This window comes from Streptomyces sp. NPDC091209 (genome assembly GCF_044757755.1).
Taxonomy (GTDB): domain Bacteria; phylum Actinomycetota; class Actinomycetes; order Streptomycetales; family Streptomycetaceae; genus Streptomyces.
On record NZ_JBIVVR010000001.1, the window covers coordinates 1,012,762 to 1,028,596 of the forward strand.

Genomic DNA, 15,835 nt, shown 5'->3' on the forward strand with positions numbered 1-15,835 from the left:
CGGCCGGATCATGTCGTGCTCTCGGGCCGGGGCTTCTTCTGCCAAGGGTAGGTGGGCCGTTGGCCGGGCGGTGTGATGGCGGAACGCGGCGGCTCGTCCGCCGGCCGGGACCCCGGGGCCGGGGGCCAGGTCTGTCCGCCGGAGGTGCCCTCGTCCGCCGTGGGAGGGTCGGGCCAGGACGCGGCGGGCCCCGGCTCCTTGGTCCAGTGACGCAGTGCGCCGGCCTCCACGTCGATCTGGGCGCTCAGGGTGTCCAGGTCGTCGCCCGCGAAGCGGTGAGCCCGGTCGCGGGCCGCCCAGCGCAGCGAGTCCGCCGACTGTGTGATCCGCTGGGTGCGCTCGCGCAGACCGGGCAGCCGGGTGGCGAGGGTGCCCCGGTCGGGCTCGGCCTCCAGGCGCTTCAGCTCGGCGTCCAGCTCGCGCCCGTGCGTGCTGAGCCGCTCGAAGAGGCTCAGGGACTCCTTGAGGGACTCGTCCTCCGCCACGCTCGCCTGCAGCGCGTCCTGGGTGGCCCGCATCGATGTGCGCAGCGACAGCCTGAGCTGGGCGAGCTCGCCCTGGGGGCCGAACTGGGTGAAGGTCTTCGCGCGCAGGGTGGTGTCCTCGACGGTGCGCCGGGCCTGCGAGATCGTGCGGTCAACGCCGCGTTTGGCGGCGCCGATCACCTTCACCGTGGCATACGCGCCGAACACCACGAACAGCAGGAAGAGCAAGGCGATTACGGTGATCACGGTACCCATCACACTCCTCCTCCGACCGGCCGCGGCAACTGTCTCCGCGCTCTCAACGGTAAACGCTACGGGCAGGTTCGGAGTTCCAGAAGAACCCCGAACCTGCCCGTAGGGGACTACCCCGAGCCGTCGCACGGCCCGGACCTGCGCGGGCACCGGACCGGAGCCCGGCGCCCGCCACGCCGTGACGACTGCGCCATGACGGCTAGGCCGTGACGATGTTCACCAGCTTCGGCGCGCGCACGATCACCTTGCGGATCCCCGCGCCGTCCAGCGCCGCGACGACCTTCTCGTCGGCCAGCGCCACCTTCTCCAGCTCCGCGTCGGAGATCGCCGGGGAGACCTCCAGACGCGCCTTGACCTTGCCCTTGATCTGCACGACGCAGGTCACGGCCTCGTCGACGACGTACGCCGGGTCGGCGACGGGGAAGTCCTGGTGGACGACCGAGTCGGCGTGCCCCAGCTTGCGCCACAGTTCCTCGGCGATGTGCGGGGCCAGTGGCGCGACCATCAGCACCAGCGCCTCGGCGATCGGGCGCGCGATCGGGCCGCCCGTCTTGGTCAGGTGGTTGTTCAGCTCGGTGACCTTGGCGATGGCGGTGTTGAACCGCATGCCCTCCAGGTCCTGGCGCACGCCGTCGATGGCCTTGTGCAGGGCCCGCAGGGTGTCCTCGTCCGGCTCGGCGGCGACGACCGTGATCTCGCCGGTCGCCTCGTCGACGACATTGCGCCACAGCCGCTGCAGCAGGCGGTACTGGCCCACCACCGCGCGCGTGTCCCACGGCCGGGACACGTCCAGGGGACCCATCGCCATCTCGTACAGGCGCAGGGTGTCCGCTCCGTACTCGGCGCAGATCTCGTCGGGGGTGACCGCGTTCTTCAGGGACTTGCCCATCTTGCCCAGCAGCCGGGAGACCTTCTCGCCCTGGTAGAAGTAGGCGCCGTCGCGCTCCTCCACCTCGGCCGCCGGTACGGCGATACCGCGGCTGTCGCGGTACACGTAGGCCTGGATCATGCCCTGGTTGAACAGCTTGTGGAACGGCTCGGCCGACGAGATGTGGCCCAGGTCGAACAGGACCTTCGACCAGAAGCGGGCGTACAGCAGGTGCAGCACGGCGTGCTCGGCGCCGCCGACGTACAGGTCGACACCGCCCGTCGGCTGGCCCTCCCTGGGGCCCATCCAGTACTGCTCGATGGCCGGGTCGACCAGCTTCTGGTCGTTGTGCGGGTCCAGGTAGCGCAGCTCGTACCAGCAGGAACCGGCCCAGTTGGGCATGGTGTTGGTCTCGCGGCGGTACTTCCGCGGGCCACGGCCGTCGCCCAGGTCCAGGGTGACGGCGACCCAGTCCTCGTTGCGGGACAGCGGGGTCTCCGGGGACGTGTTCGCGTCGTCCGGGTCGAAGGTGCGCGGCGAGTAGTCCTCGATCTCCGGCAGCTCCAGGGGCAGCATCGACTCGGGCAGCGGGTGGGCGACGCCGTCCTCGTCGTAGACGATCGGGAAGGGCTCGCCCCAGTAGCGCTGGCGGCTGAACAGCCAGTCGCGCAGCCGGAAGTTGACGGTGCCCTCGCCGATGCCCCGGCGCTCCAGCCACTCCGTGATGCGCGCCTTGGCGTCGACCACGCCCAGGCCGTCCAGGGAGATGTCGTCGCCGGCGGAGTTGACGATCTTCGCGTCGTACGAGGCGAAGGCGTCGTCCCAGGTCGAGGCGTCGGTTCCGCGGTCGTCCGAGGGCTCGACCACACAGCGCATGGGCAGCTCGAAGGCGCGCGCGAACGCGAAGTCGCGGGTGTCGTGCGCCGGGACGGCCATGATGGCGCCGGTGCCGTAGCCCATCAGTACGTAGTCGGCGATGAAGACCGGGACCTTCTCGCCGTTGACCGGGTTGGTCGCGAACGTGCCGGTGAAGACGCCGGTCTTGTCCTTGGCCTCGGCCTGCCGCTCGACGTCGGACTTCGAGGCGGCCTGCGCGCGGTAGGCGGCGACGGCCTCGGCGGGGGTCGCGTGACCGCCGGTCCACACCTCGTGGGTGCCCTCGGGCCAGGCGTCCGGGGTGAACTTCTCGACCAGCGGGTGCTCCGGCGCCAGCACCATGTAGGTGGCGCCGAACAGGGTGTCCTGGCGGGTGGTGAAGACCGTGATCGCTTCGCCGTCGATCGGGAAGTCGACGCGGGCACCCTCGGAGCGGCCGATCCAGTTGCGCTGCTGCAGCTTGATGGCCTCGGGCCAGTCCAGCGCGTCCAGGTCGTCCAGCAGGCGGTCCGCGTAGGCGGTGATACGCATGTTCCACTGGCGCAGCTTGGCCTTGAAGACGGGGAAGTTGCCGCGCTCGGAACGGCCGTCGGAGGTGACCTCCTCGTTGGCCAGGACGGTGCCCAGGCCGGGGCACCAGTTGACCGGCGCGTCGGAGGCGTACGCCAGGCGGAAACCGCTCAGGACGTCGGCGCGCTCGGTGGCGCTCAGCTCGTTCCACGCGCGCGTGGTGGAGCCGGTGGCGGGAACGGCGCGCTCACCGCTCTCGAACTGGGCGACCAGCGCGGAGACGGGACGGGCCTTGCCGGCCTCGTCGTCGTACCAGGAGTTGAAGATCTGCAGGAAGATCCACTGGGTCCACTTGTAGTACTCCGGGTCGATCGTGGCGAACGACCGGCGCTTGTCGTGGCCCAGGCCCAGGGCGCGCAGCTGGGACTTCATGTTGTTCATGGCCGCCTCGGTGGTGATCCGAGGGTGCTCGCCCGTCTGCACGGCGTGCTGTTCGGCGGGCAGGCCGAAGGCGTCGAAGCCCAGGGTGTGCAGGACGTTGTGGCCCGTCATGCGCTGGTACCGGGCGAACACGTCGGTGGCGATGTAGCCCAGGGGGTGGCCCACGTGCAGACCGGAACCCGAGGGATAGGGGAACATGTCCATGATGAACTTCTTGGGCCGGGCCGCCAGCTCGGGGTCCCCGGCCAGGTCACCCGTGGGGTTCGGCGCCTCGTACGTCCCCTCGGCGTCCCAGAAGTCCTGCCAGCGTGCCTCGATGTCAGCGGCCAGGGCGGCCGTGTAGCGGTGCGGCGCGGCCACTTCGGCGGTGGCAGCGGTGTTCGTCTCGCTCATGATCCTCAAAGCTCCATCGATCGTCTCTGCCAGCAGAAATGAAAAAACCCCTCGCACAGGAGGGGACGCCGCGCCGATGCCGACCGCGATTCGTCAGCGATCGGGACTGATCAGCGCGGCTCACTAAGCAGAAGGCGTACGGCACGCATGGCGTCAGGTTACAGCAGCGTCCGCGCGGGCCGCGACGAGCTTTCGGGCCGCCCGGCACTCCGTGCCGCCTTCACGCGCTCCGAAAACGTTGAACGATGTTCAAATTTTACTTCGCTTAACGGACGCTTGCGGACAACACAAAGACCTCATTGCCCTTTGGTAACAACGCAATAACTGAAACCTGGAACTCGTCGGTATTTCTCGACTTAGAGTGCGCCTTCGGGACCGCTTCCCCGAACCCTTGGGAGTACCCCCTCATGGACCCTCGTCGTAACAACAGCTCGCTTCCCCGGATGGGCCGTTCGGCCTACGGGGTGGCGTCGGCTGCCGTCCTGATCCTCATACCCGTGATCGTGCTGGCGGGAGGCAACGCGGTCCAGGACTTCCTGAACTTCGGCGCCGGCGTCCTGTCGCTGGTCTGCCTGACCTGCTCGGTGATCTGGGGCCTGGTCGCCCAGGACCGGCTCCTCCTCAACACGCGTCAGCGGATCGTCGCGCAGGGCGTCCACCGTGTGACCGCCGTCGGCTCGATCGCCTTCCTCCTGGTGCACATCACCGTCAAGCTGGCACTGGACCACACCGTCCTGATCGCCGCGCTGATCCCCTTCAGCCTGGGCGTCACGGGCCTCGGCGGGCTCATCGGCCTCGGCTCGCTGGGCGGCCTGCTCATGATCTTCGTGGGCATCACCGGCGCGCTGCGCAATCAGTTCGCCGCACCGGCCGTGGTCGCCGCCCGCTGGCGCGCGATGCACATGCTGGCCTACCCCGCACTGTGCGCGGCCCTGATCCACGGCTTGTTCGCGGGGCGCCCGGCGAAGACCTTCTTCATGGTCTCGTACGAGTTGTGCCTGGTCGGCGTGATAGCCGCCCTCGCGCTGCGCGCCGCCCCGAACCCCTTCAAGCACAAGGTCGCCGCGCGGATCCTGGCGCTCACCGGCGGCGGCAGCGCCCGCGGGTTCCGCGAGGACCTGGAGGCCTCTCGCGCCGCCGCGATGGAGTCGCCGCAGGATGGTTCCGCGGGTCGCTCCGACCGGCGTTCCGCGGGCACCGGCTCCGTCCCGTCCCCTCGCAAGGAGCGCAAGGAGCCCTCGTCCCCGCTGTACGGCGTGGCGCCCGACCCCGCGGACACGGCCGGTTTCGCGGCGGCCTACCGGGCCGTGACACCGTCCGGCGACGGCGCCGCGGCCCCCGGGACACAGCAGTTCCAGATGCCCGTGAACATGCAGCCCACCCAGACGTTTCCCCGCGTCGACAACGGCGGCACCCCGAGCAGCTGGCCCGTTCCCTCACCGCCCCCCGTCGGCGAGGCACCGGCGTCGGCGTACGACCCGCTGAACGACACCGGATACACCGTTCCGGTCTATGGCAATTCGCCCGCCAACGGCTACGGCACGAGTGATGTGTACAACACCGGTGAGACGAACGCGTCCTACCGCACGTACAACACCAACGACACGTACGACAGCGGTCCCACGACTGACGTACTGCCGGGCGCCTTCGACGCTCCTGGCTCCGGTGAATCATGGAATGCCCCTTCCGGAGGCTTTAAGTGAACGAGGCCCTGCCCGACGTCCCGGAAGTCCGCGTCGTCGGACTTCCGCAGCTCACGTCGGGTTTCGACCTGGTTGAACGCCTTGATCTACCCATGCACCTCAAGGTGCATGGGCCGCTCGAACCCCTGGGCGGAGAACAGCTCGCAAGCCTCGCCGAGGACATCAACCTGAAGGGCCGCGGCGGGGCGGGCTTCCCCTTCGCCAAGAAACTGCGCTCGGTCGCCGAGTCGGCCATCAAAAAGGGCATCCGCCCGGTGGTGGTCGTCAACGGAAGCGAGGACGAACCGGCCTGCCGCAAGGACACGGTGCTCATCAACCGTGCCCCGCACCTCATCCTCGACGGCGCCCTGCTGGTCGCGGAGGCCATGGGGGCCCGCACGCTCGTGATCGGCGTGACCCGCGAGTCCACACAGCGCTCCATGGAAGCGGCGCTGGCCGAGCGGGGGCTGAGCAACCGCAGGGGATCGCCCCTCCGCGCGCGCGTGCAGCGCAATCCCATCCGCATGGTGACCGGAGCGGCCGCGTCGCTGATCCGCTCGATCGACGGCGGCCCGGCCGTTCCGCCGGGCCGCAAGGTCAGCGCGTCCCAGACCGGTGTCGGGGGCGCGCCGACCCTGCTGTCGAACGCCGAGACGTTCGCGCAGTTGGCCATCGCCGCCCGCATCGGCCCCGACCGCTACCGCAACACGGGCCTGTACGACGAGCCCGGCACCGTCATGCTCACCGTCTCGGGCGCGGTCGCGCGCCCCATGGTGATCGAGGTCCCCACCGGCGTACCCCTGCGGTACGTGCTCCAGCTGGCCGGCGCCCCGGCGATGCCGCAGGGCGTGCTGACCGGCGGCTACCACGGCAAGTGGCTGGACGCGGCGACGGTCAACGAGGCGATCGTCTCGCGGGACTCCCTGGCCGCCGTGGGCGGTGCGCTCGGCGCCGGCGCGATCCTCCCCATCACCCAGGAGACCTGCCCCCTCGGCGAGTCGCTGCGCGTGGCGCAGTGGCTGGCCGACGAGAGCGCGGGACAGTGCGGTCCCTGCTACCTGGGTCTGCCCGCCGCGGCGCGCGGTCTGGCGGACATCCTCAACGGCGGCGGCCCGGCGGCCCTGGAGGCCGTGAAGCAGGTCGCCAAGTCCGTGAAACGGCGCGGTGCCTGCTCCCACCCGGACGGTTCGGCGATGTTCATCGAGTCGACCCTCAAGGCGTTCACGGACGACCTCGCCGCACACGTCCTCGGAAACGGCTGCGGAAGGCCCGTGGAGGGCGTTCTGCCGCTCTTCGAGGACGGTCAGGTGCCGATGGGCATCCTCAGCGGCCCCGGCGAGCAGGAGGCGGGTCCCAGCCGCCAGAAGATCTTCGTCGACTGGACGCTGTGCCGCGGGCACGGCCTGTGCGCCGACATCCTCCCCGAGGTCTTCGAACTGGGCGCCGACGGCTTCCCGACCGTCGCGCAGGCCCCGGTGCCCGCGTACGCCGAGGCGAAGGCCCTGCGCGCGGTGCGCCGCTGCCCGGCGCTCGCCCTGCGCCTCGAGGAGGACACCAGGTCCTCCGCTCCGGCACGCAACCTGCCGGTCCTCTCCCAGGGGCGCGGTCGCCGCGCGCTCGGCAGCGGCCGCTGACACGAGGAAGCGGGCCACCAGGAACGGTGGCCCGCCTTCGGCACGTTCCGCGGGTCACCGGACGAATGTTCCGCGATGAGAGCTCAAGAACGAAGAAGCGGACCACCCAGATCGGGTGGCCCGCTTTCAACGTCTGTGGAGCTAAGGAGAATTGAACTCCTGACCTCCTGCATGCCATGCAGGCGCTCTACCAACTGAGCTATAGCCCCTTGTGGCCACGCGGCCAGGCCGCGTATTCACCGTGTCGCCCGGTTTCCCCGGCGGCGACGCCAACATTACACGGTTCTCCTGGTGCACCACCAAATCGTTTCCCGTCTGTACCGATTCGGCTCTCATGTCGCGCTTTATGGGCTTTGTCGCTCCCGCCTGCCCGCCCCGCTACGCCCGTTGGGCCGAACGGGTTTCCAGGGCGTCGGGAGGGATGGCGGGGAGGGTGGCCCTCCCGGGCCGTCACGCGGCCTCTGGCGGGCCGCTCAGGCCTCGCGGCGGCCGGTTGGCGGCGAAGGGCGCGGACGTCGCTCCTGGACGGCCGAGGCGTCCCGCGCGGGCGCGCGTGTGGCAGACGTCACGGCGGCCCGGCAAGCGGGAACTACACGGGACCGGCGCCGGATTGACGTCGCCGGCCCGCCACGGGAAGCGGGCGCGCGTCCGGCCGTCGCCGGGGTCAGGCCGTGGCGAACGAGTAGAACCGCTTGAGAGTGCAGTGCTCGTCGAGGAGCCGTGCGTAGATCGGCTCGCCCTCCAGCTCGCGGTACGTCTCGATGGGGTCGCCTTTTATGATCAGCGCCCGCGCGCACTCCTCACACCAGTACTGGTAGTCGTGGTTGACCGGCTCCATGTCGCGGACGATCGGCGTACCACTGCCGCACCAATCGCATTTCCGCCTGTGCGCACCCATCAATCAGCTCCAGCTGTGGCCGCAGGCCGTGCACACGTAGGAGATTCCACCGTTGTCACCGAGAACCTGGGCAACGTGGACCGATCCGCAGGAAGGGCAGTCGAGGAGGGTGACTTTCTTACTGTTCAGTGCCACTTCGAGGAGATCGTCGACCTCCTCGAGGATGCTGGCAGGCATCGCTACTCCCTCCCGTCGGGCCGCGCCCCCTTCCGGCCGTTTGATTCTGCCACGGCCGGAGCAATACGGTCAGCGACGCCTTCGTACCAGTCCGGACACAGGCACCCAGCGCAGCTGCAGCGGCCGGCGCATACACGCACGCCAGGAGCGCGTCCGCAAAGGTATACGCCCCGAGGGCCCCAAGTGACTCAAGCCGGTTCAAGAAGAGTGTGCCGAAGGCCACGGCACACGGGCCGAAAGCCACAGCACCGCCGGTCCGGCCGGTTCGGCCGAGCCGGGCGGAGACGGGGTCCGGGTGACCGCGGCCGCCGTCAGGGCGGCGCGTCCGGTGGTTTCCCACGGCGCGTCCGATGGCGTCCCAGGGCCCGCCCTTGGACGGCCCGGCCGCCAACTGCGCCCACTCCGGCGCCTTCTTCACACCCGAGGCTCCCAACTCGGGGACGAACAACGAAAAATCCCGCTCCCAGACGGGAACGGGATCTTTCTTCACCGATGTCCGACAACTCGCGAGAGAGTCGGTCTGTGGAGCTAAGGAGAATTGAACTCCTGACCTCCTGCATGCCATGCAGGCGCTCTACCAACTGAGCTATAGCCCCTTGCGTTCTTCCCGCCCTGCGGGCCGAACAAGAAGAACTTTAGCCTGCGACCAGCCGGAAAGTGAAATCCGGTCCCGCCGGGCCCGCGCGACCGGACGGAGGGCCGCCCGGTGCAGGTCAGTCGTCGTCGCCGAGCACCGGCTCCGGCAGTGTGCCGGCGTTGTGCTCCAGGAGCCGCCAGCCGCGGGCGCCCTCGCCGAGGACGGACCAGCAGCAGTTGGAAAGGCCGCCGAGGCTCTCCCAGTGGTGCGACTCCAGGCCGAGCAGGCGGCCGATGGTGGTGCGGATCGTGCCGCCGTGGCTGACGACGACGAGGGTGCCGTCGTCGGGGAGCTTCTCGGCGTGCTTCAGCACCACCGGGGCGGCGCGGTCGGCGACCTCGGTCTCCAGCTCGCCCCCGCCGCGGCGCACCGGTTCGCCGCGCTTCCACGCGGCGTACTCCTCGCCGTGGCGGGCGATGATCTCCTCGTGCGTCAGACCCTGCCAGACGCCCGCGTAGGTCTCGCGCAGGCCCTCGTCGTGGGTGACGTCGAGGCCGGTGAGCTCGGCCAGCTCGGCGGCCGTGGCGGCGGCGCGCTTGAGGTCCGAGGCGACGACGGCGTCGGGCCGCAGCGAGGCGAGCAGCCGGGCGGCACGCCGGGCCTGCCCGATGCCCGTCTCGGTCAGCTCGACATCCGTCGATCCCTGGAAGCGGCGGTCCACGTTCCAGGAGGTCTGGCCGTGCCGCCACAGGATGACGCGGCGGCCCCTGCCGGGCTTCTCCTCGCCCTTCGCGCCCGCCGTCCTCCGGGCCTCGGCGCTCACCGCAGTTCCCCCATGTCGGCGGAGTCCTCCTCGGCCTGGAACTTGGCGTGCTCGGCGCCCTTGCCGCGGGTGGCCTTGGCCTCTTCGGGCAGGTCCAGCTCGGGGCAGTCCTTCCACAGCCGCTCCAGGGCGTAGAAGACGCGCTCCTCGCTGTGCTGGACGTGCACGACGATGTCGATGTAGTCGAGCAGCACCCAGCGTGCCTCGCGGTCGCCCTCGCGGCGCACCGGCTTGATGCCGAGCTCCTTGTTCAGGCGCTCCTCGATCTCGTCGACGATCGACTTGACCTGGCGGTCGTTGGGCGCGGACGCCAGCAGGAAGGCGTCGGTGATGGAGAGCACATCGCTGACGTCGTAGGCGATGATGTCGTGCGCGAGCTTGTCTGCGGCCGCCTGCGCGGCGGTGTTGATGAGCTCGATGGAGCGGTCCGTGGCGGTCACTACGCGGCTTTCCGTCGGCGGTCGGTTACGACTCAAGGGTCTCACGGACCGCCGAGGACACCCCACGCGTTTCTCCGGCCACGCCCCGGGTGACCCCCGGGGCGTGATGCCGGTCACCCCTTCGGGGTGCTGCTGACCTTGTAGTCCAGGCCGAGGACGACGGACACGTCCGCGTTGCCGGTGACCGTGCCCTTCTTCACCGTGCTGGTGGGCAGGCCCAGGGTCTTGGCGACCTCGACGGCGTCGCCCTTCCTGGCGGGATCGCTGTAGGTGATCCGCGACACGCTCTGGGCGGCGCCCGCGGTACCGGAGTCCAGGAACGTGTAGCCGCCGTTGACCAGGACGATACGGGCCTGGTTCGTGGCCGCCTTGCCGCCGGTGGCGTTCTCGATGCCGACACGGACCGCGGACCCGGCGTCGGGGCTCTTCGCCGTGCCGCCCAGGACGTCCTTGATCACGCCGCTGGAGGCGCTCGCGCTCAGGGTGCCGTCCTGCTGCACCGGCAGCAGCGCGGTCTTGTAGTCGCCGCCCTTGGCGAGGTCGGCGAGCTTGGCGAGGAAGGCGCCGAGGTCCTGGTCGGTCAGGGACGGGTCGAGGATCTGGGCCAGGGTCTGCACGGTGGTGGTCGCCGCCTGCTTGTCCGAGGACAGCTTGCGCATGACTCCCTGCATGACCTGACCGAACCGCTCCAGTTGCGCGTCCTGGGCCTCGCCGGAGGCCCGGTAGGTGGCATAGGCGACGGCCGTCTTGCCGCTCAGCGTCTGGTCCGTGCCCTTCTTGACGAGCGGCGGGTCACCCTTCTTCTTGGAGTCGGGGTCCGGCACGTCGGTGTTCGTGGTGACCTCGATATTGCCGACGAGCTCGACGAGGTTGTTGAGGTAGGGGGTGTCGAGTCGCCAGGTGCCCTGGATGTTGGTACCGAGCACGGTGTCGAGCGCGTCCCGCGTCCCGGAGGAGCCGTCGCCGTCGACGGACTTGGCGAGCGTGGTCGTCGAGCCGTCGTCGTCCGTCAGGGCCAGGGAGTTGGGCAGCAGGACGGTGGTGCCCTGCTTGGTGGTGGTGTTGTCGACGAGCAGGGCGGTGGAGGTGCCGCCGCCCTTGGTGTTGTGCAGGTGGACGACGATCACGTCGCGCTTCTGCGCGGCGACGGCCGTCGTGGTCCCCGGCTTGGCGTGCGCGGCGGTGCCGGGCAGCTTGCCCGCGTACCAGAGGTAGCCCGCGCCACCGACGACGACCAGGGCGACGACCACGACCAGGGCGACGACCCGGCTGCGGGCTCGGCGCTTGGCCTCCTCGCGGCGCTCGGTACGGTTCTCGGTGAACTTCAGCCAGTCGATGACGTCCTCGGACTCGGCTTCCTGCTCCTCGACGAAGGCGAACTGCTCGGTGCGGTAGTCCCGGTCGGCCCGGGGAGCGCCGTCCTTCGCCGGCCCGTCCGGCGCAGGCCCGGCCTGCTGCGGCCCGGCCTGCTGCGGGATGTAGGCGGTCCGCTCGGCGCCCCGGGGCTGCCGGCCGGAGCTCGCGGCACCCGCCGTGTCGGCGGTCCGCCCGTAGGCGTCGTACGACGTCGGGGTGGCCCCGTTCCCGCCGGCTCGGGGCGTGCCGGTGCCGAACGGGTCGAAGGAGGGGACGGACGGCTGCTGGCCGGTGTCATAGGGCGACACGGTTTCGTGCTGGCCGGTGTCATAGGGCGACACCACTTCATGCTGGCCTGTGTCATAGGCCGACACCGTTTGGTGCTGGCCGGTGTCATAGGGCGACACAGGCGGTTGCCGGCCTGTGTCGTAGGGCTGGACAGGTTCCTGACGGCCCGTCGCATAGGGGTCGTAGCCGTAGCCCTGCTGCTGGGCGCCGTAGCCGTCGTACCCCTGGGCAGGCTGCTGCGGGACCTGCCGGTACACAGGCTGCCCGAACTCGTCGTAGCCGACGAGTTCGTACTGGTCGCCGCCCGAGTATCCGTCGTATCGGTCGTTCACCGGGTGCCCCTCTCGGCTCACTGGCCGCGGTACAGCTCACGCTTGTCGATGTAGCGCACCACACCGTCCGGCACCAGGTACCAGACGGGGTCGCCCTTGGCGACTCTGGCACGGCAGTCTGTGGACGAGATGGCGAGCGCGGGAACCTCGACCAGCGAGACACCGCCCTCCGGGAGTCCCGGGTCGGTCAGGGTGTGACCGGGCCGGGTGACCCCGATGAAATGCGCAAGGGAGAACAGTTCTTCCGTGTAGCGCCAGGTGAGGATCTGGCCGAGCGCGTCGGCGCCGGTGATGAAGAAGAGGTCCGCGTCCGGGTTGAGCGCGCGCAGGTCGCGCAGCGTGTCCGTGGTGTAGGTCGGGCCACCGCGGTCGATGTCGATGCGGCTGACCGAGAACTGGGGGTTCTCGGCGGTCGCGATGACCGTCATCAGATAGCGGTCCTCGGCCGGGGTGACCGTGCGGTCGGTCTTCTGCCACGGCTGCCCGGTCGGTACGAACACCACCTCGTCGAGGTGGAACTGCGCGGCGACCTCGCTGGCCGCGACCAGGTGCCCGTGGTGGATCGGGTCGAAGGTGCCGCCCATGACGCCGAGCCGGCGCTTGCCCGGATTCGAGGGGCCGTTGCCGGGGCCTGGCGTCAGGCGCTTCGCCGTACCGCCGACCGTGCCGCTCGCGCCGCCCGTGGCCTCGCCGACGGCGCCGCTCTCCGTGTCACTCGCCGGACCGGTAGGCATGTCCTGCTCTCCCATGCGTGCAGACCCTACCGGCCCGGCCGACGGGCTCCGGCAGACAGGGGCCCCGAAGCGGGCCCGGTGGGGCTCAGCGGTCGCGGTTGAAGCGCGTGGTGATCCACAGCAGCAGAAGCAGGATGAACAGGGCCCCGCCGCCGGTCAGGAACGGGCTGAGGCTTTCGTGGTTGCCGCCGTTCTCGCCCTCGGCGGCAACGGTGACCAACTGTGCGGCAGTGTGCTGGAAGCTCATCTCGGCAGGACCTATCCGATGGGTGTCCCCCGCGTTCGGCCGAAGCCTAGAGCAGGGGAGGGCGGGATAAAGACGTCGGCCCATCGTATGCGGGCGCCTCGGCCGTGAACACGCCGACTCCGCCGTTGGGGAGGCCGGTCGCGGCGACCGCGCCGGCCGGCGCTCCCGCCCGGCCGCGCCGGGCCGCCGACGGCGTCGGCTCAGTCCTCGCGCTTGTAGCCGCGCAGCAGGAACCAGGCGGCCAGCACCACGCCGATGATCATGACGATCAGCACGACGCGGAGCAGATTGCCCGGACCCTGCTTACCGGCCGCGTCGGCGGCTTCCGTGAGCCATGCGGCTGCGGGGATGTGCTCCATGTCGTACGACTCCTCCTCTGTACTGCCCGTCAACGGTATCTCCGCCTAGGCTGGGCTCTGCCTTGGGGGCACATACGGCACTCAGACGCGCATGGGGGAACACATGTCCGACGACGGCCACGACCAGAACGGCCACGAGAAAGCGCCGAGCAGGCAGCGCAGGCGCTTCGCGGGGATCTCCTCGCGGGCCTACGAACACCCGGCGGACCGCTCGGCCCTGGTGGCCCTGCGCAAGCTCAGCGGCTTCGACACGGTCTTCAAGGCACTGAGCGGCCTGCTGCCCGAGCGCAGCCTGCGACTGCTCTTCCTGTCCGACTCGGTGCGCGTCTCGGACGCCCAGTTCGCGCACCTCAACGACATGCTGCGGGACGCCTGTTACATCCTGGACCTGGAGAAGGTCCCACCGATGTACGTGAACCAGGACCCGCAGCCGAACGCGATGTGCATCGGTCTGGACGATCCGATCATCGTGGTGACGACCGGGCTCGTCGAGCTGCTGGACGAGGAGGAGATGCGGTCGGTCATCGGCCACGAGGCCGGCCACGCGCTGTCCGGTCACGCCGTCTACCGCACGATCCTGCTGTTCCTGACGAACCTCGCGGTCCGGGTCGCCTGGATCCCGCTGGGGAACCTCGCGATCATGGCCATCGTGACCGCGCTGCGCGAGTGGTTCCGCAAGTCGGAGCTGTCCGCGGACCGTGCCGGGCTCCTGGTCGGCCAGGACCTGCGGGCCTCGATGCGCGGCCTGATGAAGATCGCGGGCGGCAATCATCTGCACGAGATGAACGTGGACGCGTTCCTGGAGCAGGCCGAGGAGTACGAGTCGGCGGGCGACCTGCGGGACTCCGTGCTCAAGATCCTCAATGTGCTCCCGCGTACGCACCCCTTCACCGCGGTCCGCGCCGCCGAGCTGAAGAAGTGGGCGGAGTCCCGCGACTACCAGCGGATCATGGACGGCCACTACCCGCGACGCGACGCGGACAAGGACACCTCGGTGTCGGACTCCTTCCGGCAGTCGGCGGCCAGTTACGCCAGCGACATGAAGAACTCCAAGGATCCGCTGATGAAGCTGGTCAGCGACATCGCCGGCGGCGCGGGCGACCTCGGGGGCCGGGTGCGGCGCGGCTTCGGGGGCTTCGCGAGCGGCGCGCCCAAGGACGCCGGGAACACCACGGGCACCGGGAACGCCGGGGAAGCCGGTGCCGAGCAGGCGCCGCCCGAGAGCCGCTCCGACGACGAGGACACCCACGGCCGGGACACCGACGGCCAGGACTGATCACCCCCCGCCGGGTGCCGCCGCCATGACCCCGCGGCGCCGCCCGGCGGTCCGACTACCGGCCACCGGCCACCGGCTACATCTTCGGCTGCGCGCTCCTGGCCAGGGAACCGCACAGGGCGGTCGCGCTGCCGGTGGCGTACGGGTCGGTGCCGGCCGGGCCGCCCGCCTTGGCCGTCTCGCCCGCGAGCAGCGGCCGGAGCTTGCTGACCGAGTCGTCGGAGCAGGCGAGCGGGCCGGCCTGGACGTAGGACACCGCCAGCTCGGCCTGGTGCAGGCGCAGGTCGTCGCGGTCGAAGCGGAAGGTCAGCTCGCGCCGGACGGTGAACAGGGATGCCTTGGCCTGGGCGTTCGCGCCGGCCGGCTTCAGCGCGTAGACGAAGGTGTGGTCGGCGACGACCTCCAGGGTGTTCGCGTCGAACTCCGCGGCCTGGAGGGTGCCCTGCACCCGTATCCCCTTGTCGGCGAGCTGCGCCCGGGTCGCGTCGAAGCGGACCAGCCAGCCGGTCGGGGCGTGCCGTCCGTCGGCGACCGGGTGGTCGAAGCTCTGGTCGAACTGGTCGAACTGCCGCGGGTCGAGCAGGATCCGTACGGGCCGGGTGGCGCCCGCGGTCAGCACGCTCGGGTCGAGGGACGATTCGACGAGGTAGTCCTTGGCTGTGGTCAGGGCGGTGACGACCTGGCTGTCGGAGAAGTGCGGGGTGCGCCGGACGGCGGGGAACGTGATGCCGTCGGCGCCGATGCGGAACTGGGCGGCCGGGCTGTCGGCGTACAACTGGTCGGTGCTCGCGGAGCCGGGCACGGCGGTCTGCGGGGCCAGCGGGATCACGGTCATCCGCAGCGGTTCGGCCGACTGGGTGGCGGGGGTCTCGTACGGGTGGCGAACACCCATGTAGATCGCGGTGCCGAAGGCGATGGCTATCAGCAGGACGAGGATCAGTGCCTGCCGGGACAGTCCGCGCTGAAGGGGCGGGCGACGGCGTACGGCCGGGCTGTGGTCGGCCATGCGCTCCTGGGCGGAGAACTCCTGGAGACGGGCAGCCCGGACGAACGACTCGTCGAAGACGACGGATCGGTACTCGTCCTCTCCACCAGCGGGAGCACCCTCGGGTGTCCCCTCAGGTGGGTCTCCAGGCCCGCCCATACATTCAGAGTAGGTCTCCGGGAGCTCTGGTAAACGCTGTGGT

Annotated in this window: 14 protein-coding genes, 2 tRNA genes and 1 pseudogene; 3 read left to right on the top strand and 14 right to left on the bottom strand. The window is 70.2% G+C overall.

Annotation, left to right across the window (positions count from 1 at the left end):
- Positions 1-8 precede the first annotated feature (8 nt).
- Together ACIQRL_RS04440 and leuS are read right to left on the bottom strand one after the other, a co-directional pair.
- A complete protein-coding gene (locus ACIQRL_RS04440) occupies positions 9-740 on the bottom strand; it encodes a hypothetical protein (RefSeq protein ID WP_401326859.1) in 732 nt (243 codons plus the stop codon).
- 196 nt (positions 741-936) lie between these two features.
- Positions 937-3,825 carry a leucine--tRNA ligase gene (gene leuS, locus ACIQRL_RS04445; protein ID WP_401326862.1) on the bottom strand — a complete coding sequence of 963 codons (2,889 nt, stop codon included), beginning with the start codon at positions 3,823-3,825 and terminating at the stop codon, positions 937-939.
- A 407-nt stretch (positions 3,826-4,232) separates the two neighbouring features.
- Here leuS and ACIQRL_RS04450 point away from each other — a divergent pair, with 407 nt between their 5' ends.
- Both ACIQRL_RS04450 and ACIQRL_RS04455 read left to right on the top strand, forming a co-directional pair.
- On the top strand, positions 4,233-5,528 hold the full coding sequence (locus tag ACIQRL_RS04450; protein WP_401326865.1) for a cytochrome b/b6 domain-containing protein: 1,296 nt from the start codon (positions 4,233-4,235) through the stop codon (positions 5,526-5,528).
- Positions 5,525-7,141 (top strand): NADH-ubiquinone oxidoreductase-F iron-sulfur binding region domain-containing protein, encoded by a 1,617-nt coding sequence (locus ACIQRL_RS04455; RefSeq protein ID WP_401326867.1) that lies wholly within the window; start codon positions 5,525-5,527, stop codon positions 7,139-7,141. Before ACIQRL_RS04450 ends, ACIQRL_RS04455 begins: the two co-directional genes overlap by 4 nt.
- A 136-nt stretch (positions 7,142-7,277) precedes the next feature.
- On the opposite strand, the gene ACIQRL_RS04460 is transcribed toward ACIQRL_RS04455, so the two are convergent.
- The 11 genes and pseudogenes from ACIQRL_RS04460 to ACIQRL_RS04510 form a co-directional block, all read right to left on the bottom strand.
- A tRNA-Ala gene (locus ACIQRL_RS04460) sits at positions 7,278-7,350 on the bottom strand.
- A gap of 455 nt (positions 7,351-7,805) precedes the next feature.
- Complete coding sequence (locus ACIQRL_RS04465) at positions 7,806-8,039, bottom strand: hypothetical protein (RefSeq protein ID WP_037618755.1); 234 nt, start codon at positions 8,037-8,039, stop codon at positions 7,806-7,808.
- A 3-nt stretch (positions 8,040-8,042) separates the two neighbouring features.
- Complete coding sequence (locus ACIQRL_RS04470) at positions 8,043-8,216, bottom strand: hypothetical protein (protein WP_401326871.1); 174 nt, start codon at positions 8,214-8,216, stop codon at positions 8,043-8,045.
- 69 nt (positions 8,217-8,285) lie between these two features.
- Positions 8,286-8,433 (bottom strand): annotated as a pseudogene (locus ACIQRL_RS04475) (MFS transporter); the annotation flags it as partial.
- Between the two features lie 306 nt (positions 8,434-8,739).
- Positions 8,740-8,812, bottom strand: a tRNA-Ala gene (locus tag ACIQRL_RS04480).
- Positions 8,813-8,929: 117 nt separating this feature from the next.
- Entirely contained in the window at positions 8,930-9,616 is a 687-nt protein-coding gene (locus ACIQRL_RS04485; RefSeq protein ID WP_401326874.1) for a histidine phosphatase family protein, read from the bottom strand.
- Positions 9,613-10,056: a ribosome silencing factor gene (gene rsfS / locus ACIQRL_RS04490; RefSeq protein WP_365871313.1), complete on the bottom strand. Its 444-nt coding sequence runs from the start codon at positions 10,054-10,056 to the stop codon at positions 9,613-9,615. Before rsfS ends, ACIQRL_RS04485 begins: the two co-directional genes overlap by 4 nt.
- A 113-nt stretch (positions 10,057-10,169) precedes the next feature.
- Complete coding sequence (locus ACIQRL_RS04495) at positions 10,170-12,032, bottom strand: LCP family protein (protein WP_401326877.1); 1,863 nt, start codon at positions 12,030-12,032, stop codon at positions 10,170-10,172.
- Positions 12,033-12,049: 17 nt separating this feature from the next.
- The gene (nadD, locus tag ACIQRL_RS04500; protein ID WP_401326880.1) at positions 12,050-12,781 is read right to left on the bottom strand and encodes a nicotinate-nucleotide adenylyltransferase; all 732 of its coding nucleotides are present in this window, start codon (positions 12,779-12,781) and stop codon (positions 12,050-12,052) included.
- Between the two features lie 70 nt (positions 12,782-12,851).
- The gene (locus ACIQRL_RS04505) at positions 12,852-13,013 is read right to left on the bottom strand and encodes a hypothetical protein (protein ID WP_401326883.1); all 162 of its coding nucleotides are present in this window, start codon (positions 13,011-13,013) and stop codon (positions 12,852-12,854) included.
- A gap of 200 nt (positions 13,014-13,213) precedes the next feature.
- Positions 13,214-13,405, bottom strand: a complete 192-nt coding sequence (locus tag ACIQRL_RS04510) for a hypothetical protein (protein ID WP_401328172.1) — start codon at positions 13,403-13,405, stop codon at positions 13,214-13,216.
- Positions 13,406-13,475: 70 nt separating this feature from the next.
- Between ACIQRL_RS04510 and ACIQRL_RS04515 the strand changes: the two genes are divergently transcribed.
- A complete protein-coding gene (locus ACIQRL_RS04515) occupies positions 13,476-14,648 on the top strand; it encodes a M48 family metallopeptidase (protein ID WP_401326886.1) in 1,173 nt (390 codons plus the stop codon).
- A 76-nt stretch (positions 14,649-14,724) separates the two neighbouring features.
- Here ACIQRL_RS04515 and ACIQRL_RS04520 read toward each other — a convergent pair whose 3' ends face one another.
- Entirely contained in the window at positions 14,725-15,792 is a 1,068-nt protein-coding gene (locus tag ACIQRL_RS04520) for a hypothetical protein (RefSeq protein WP_401326889.1), read from the bottom strand.
- Positions 15,793-15,835 lie beyond the last annotated feature (43 nt).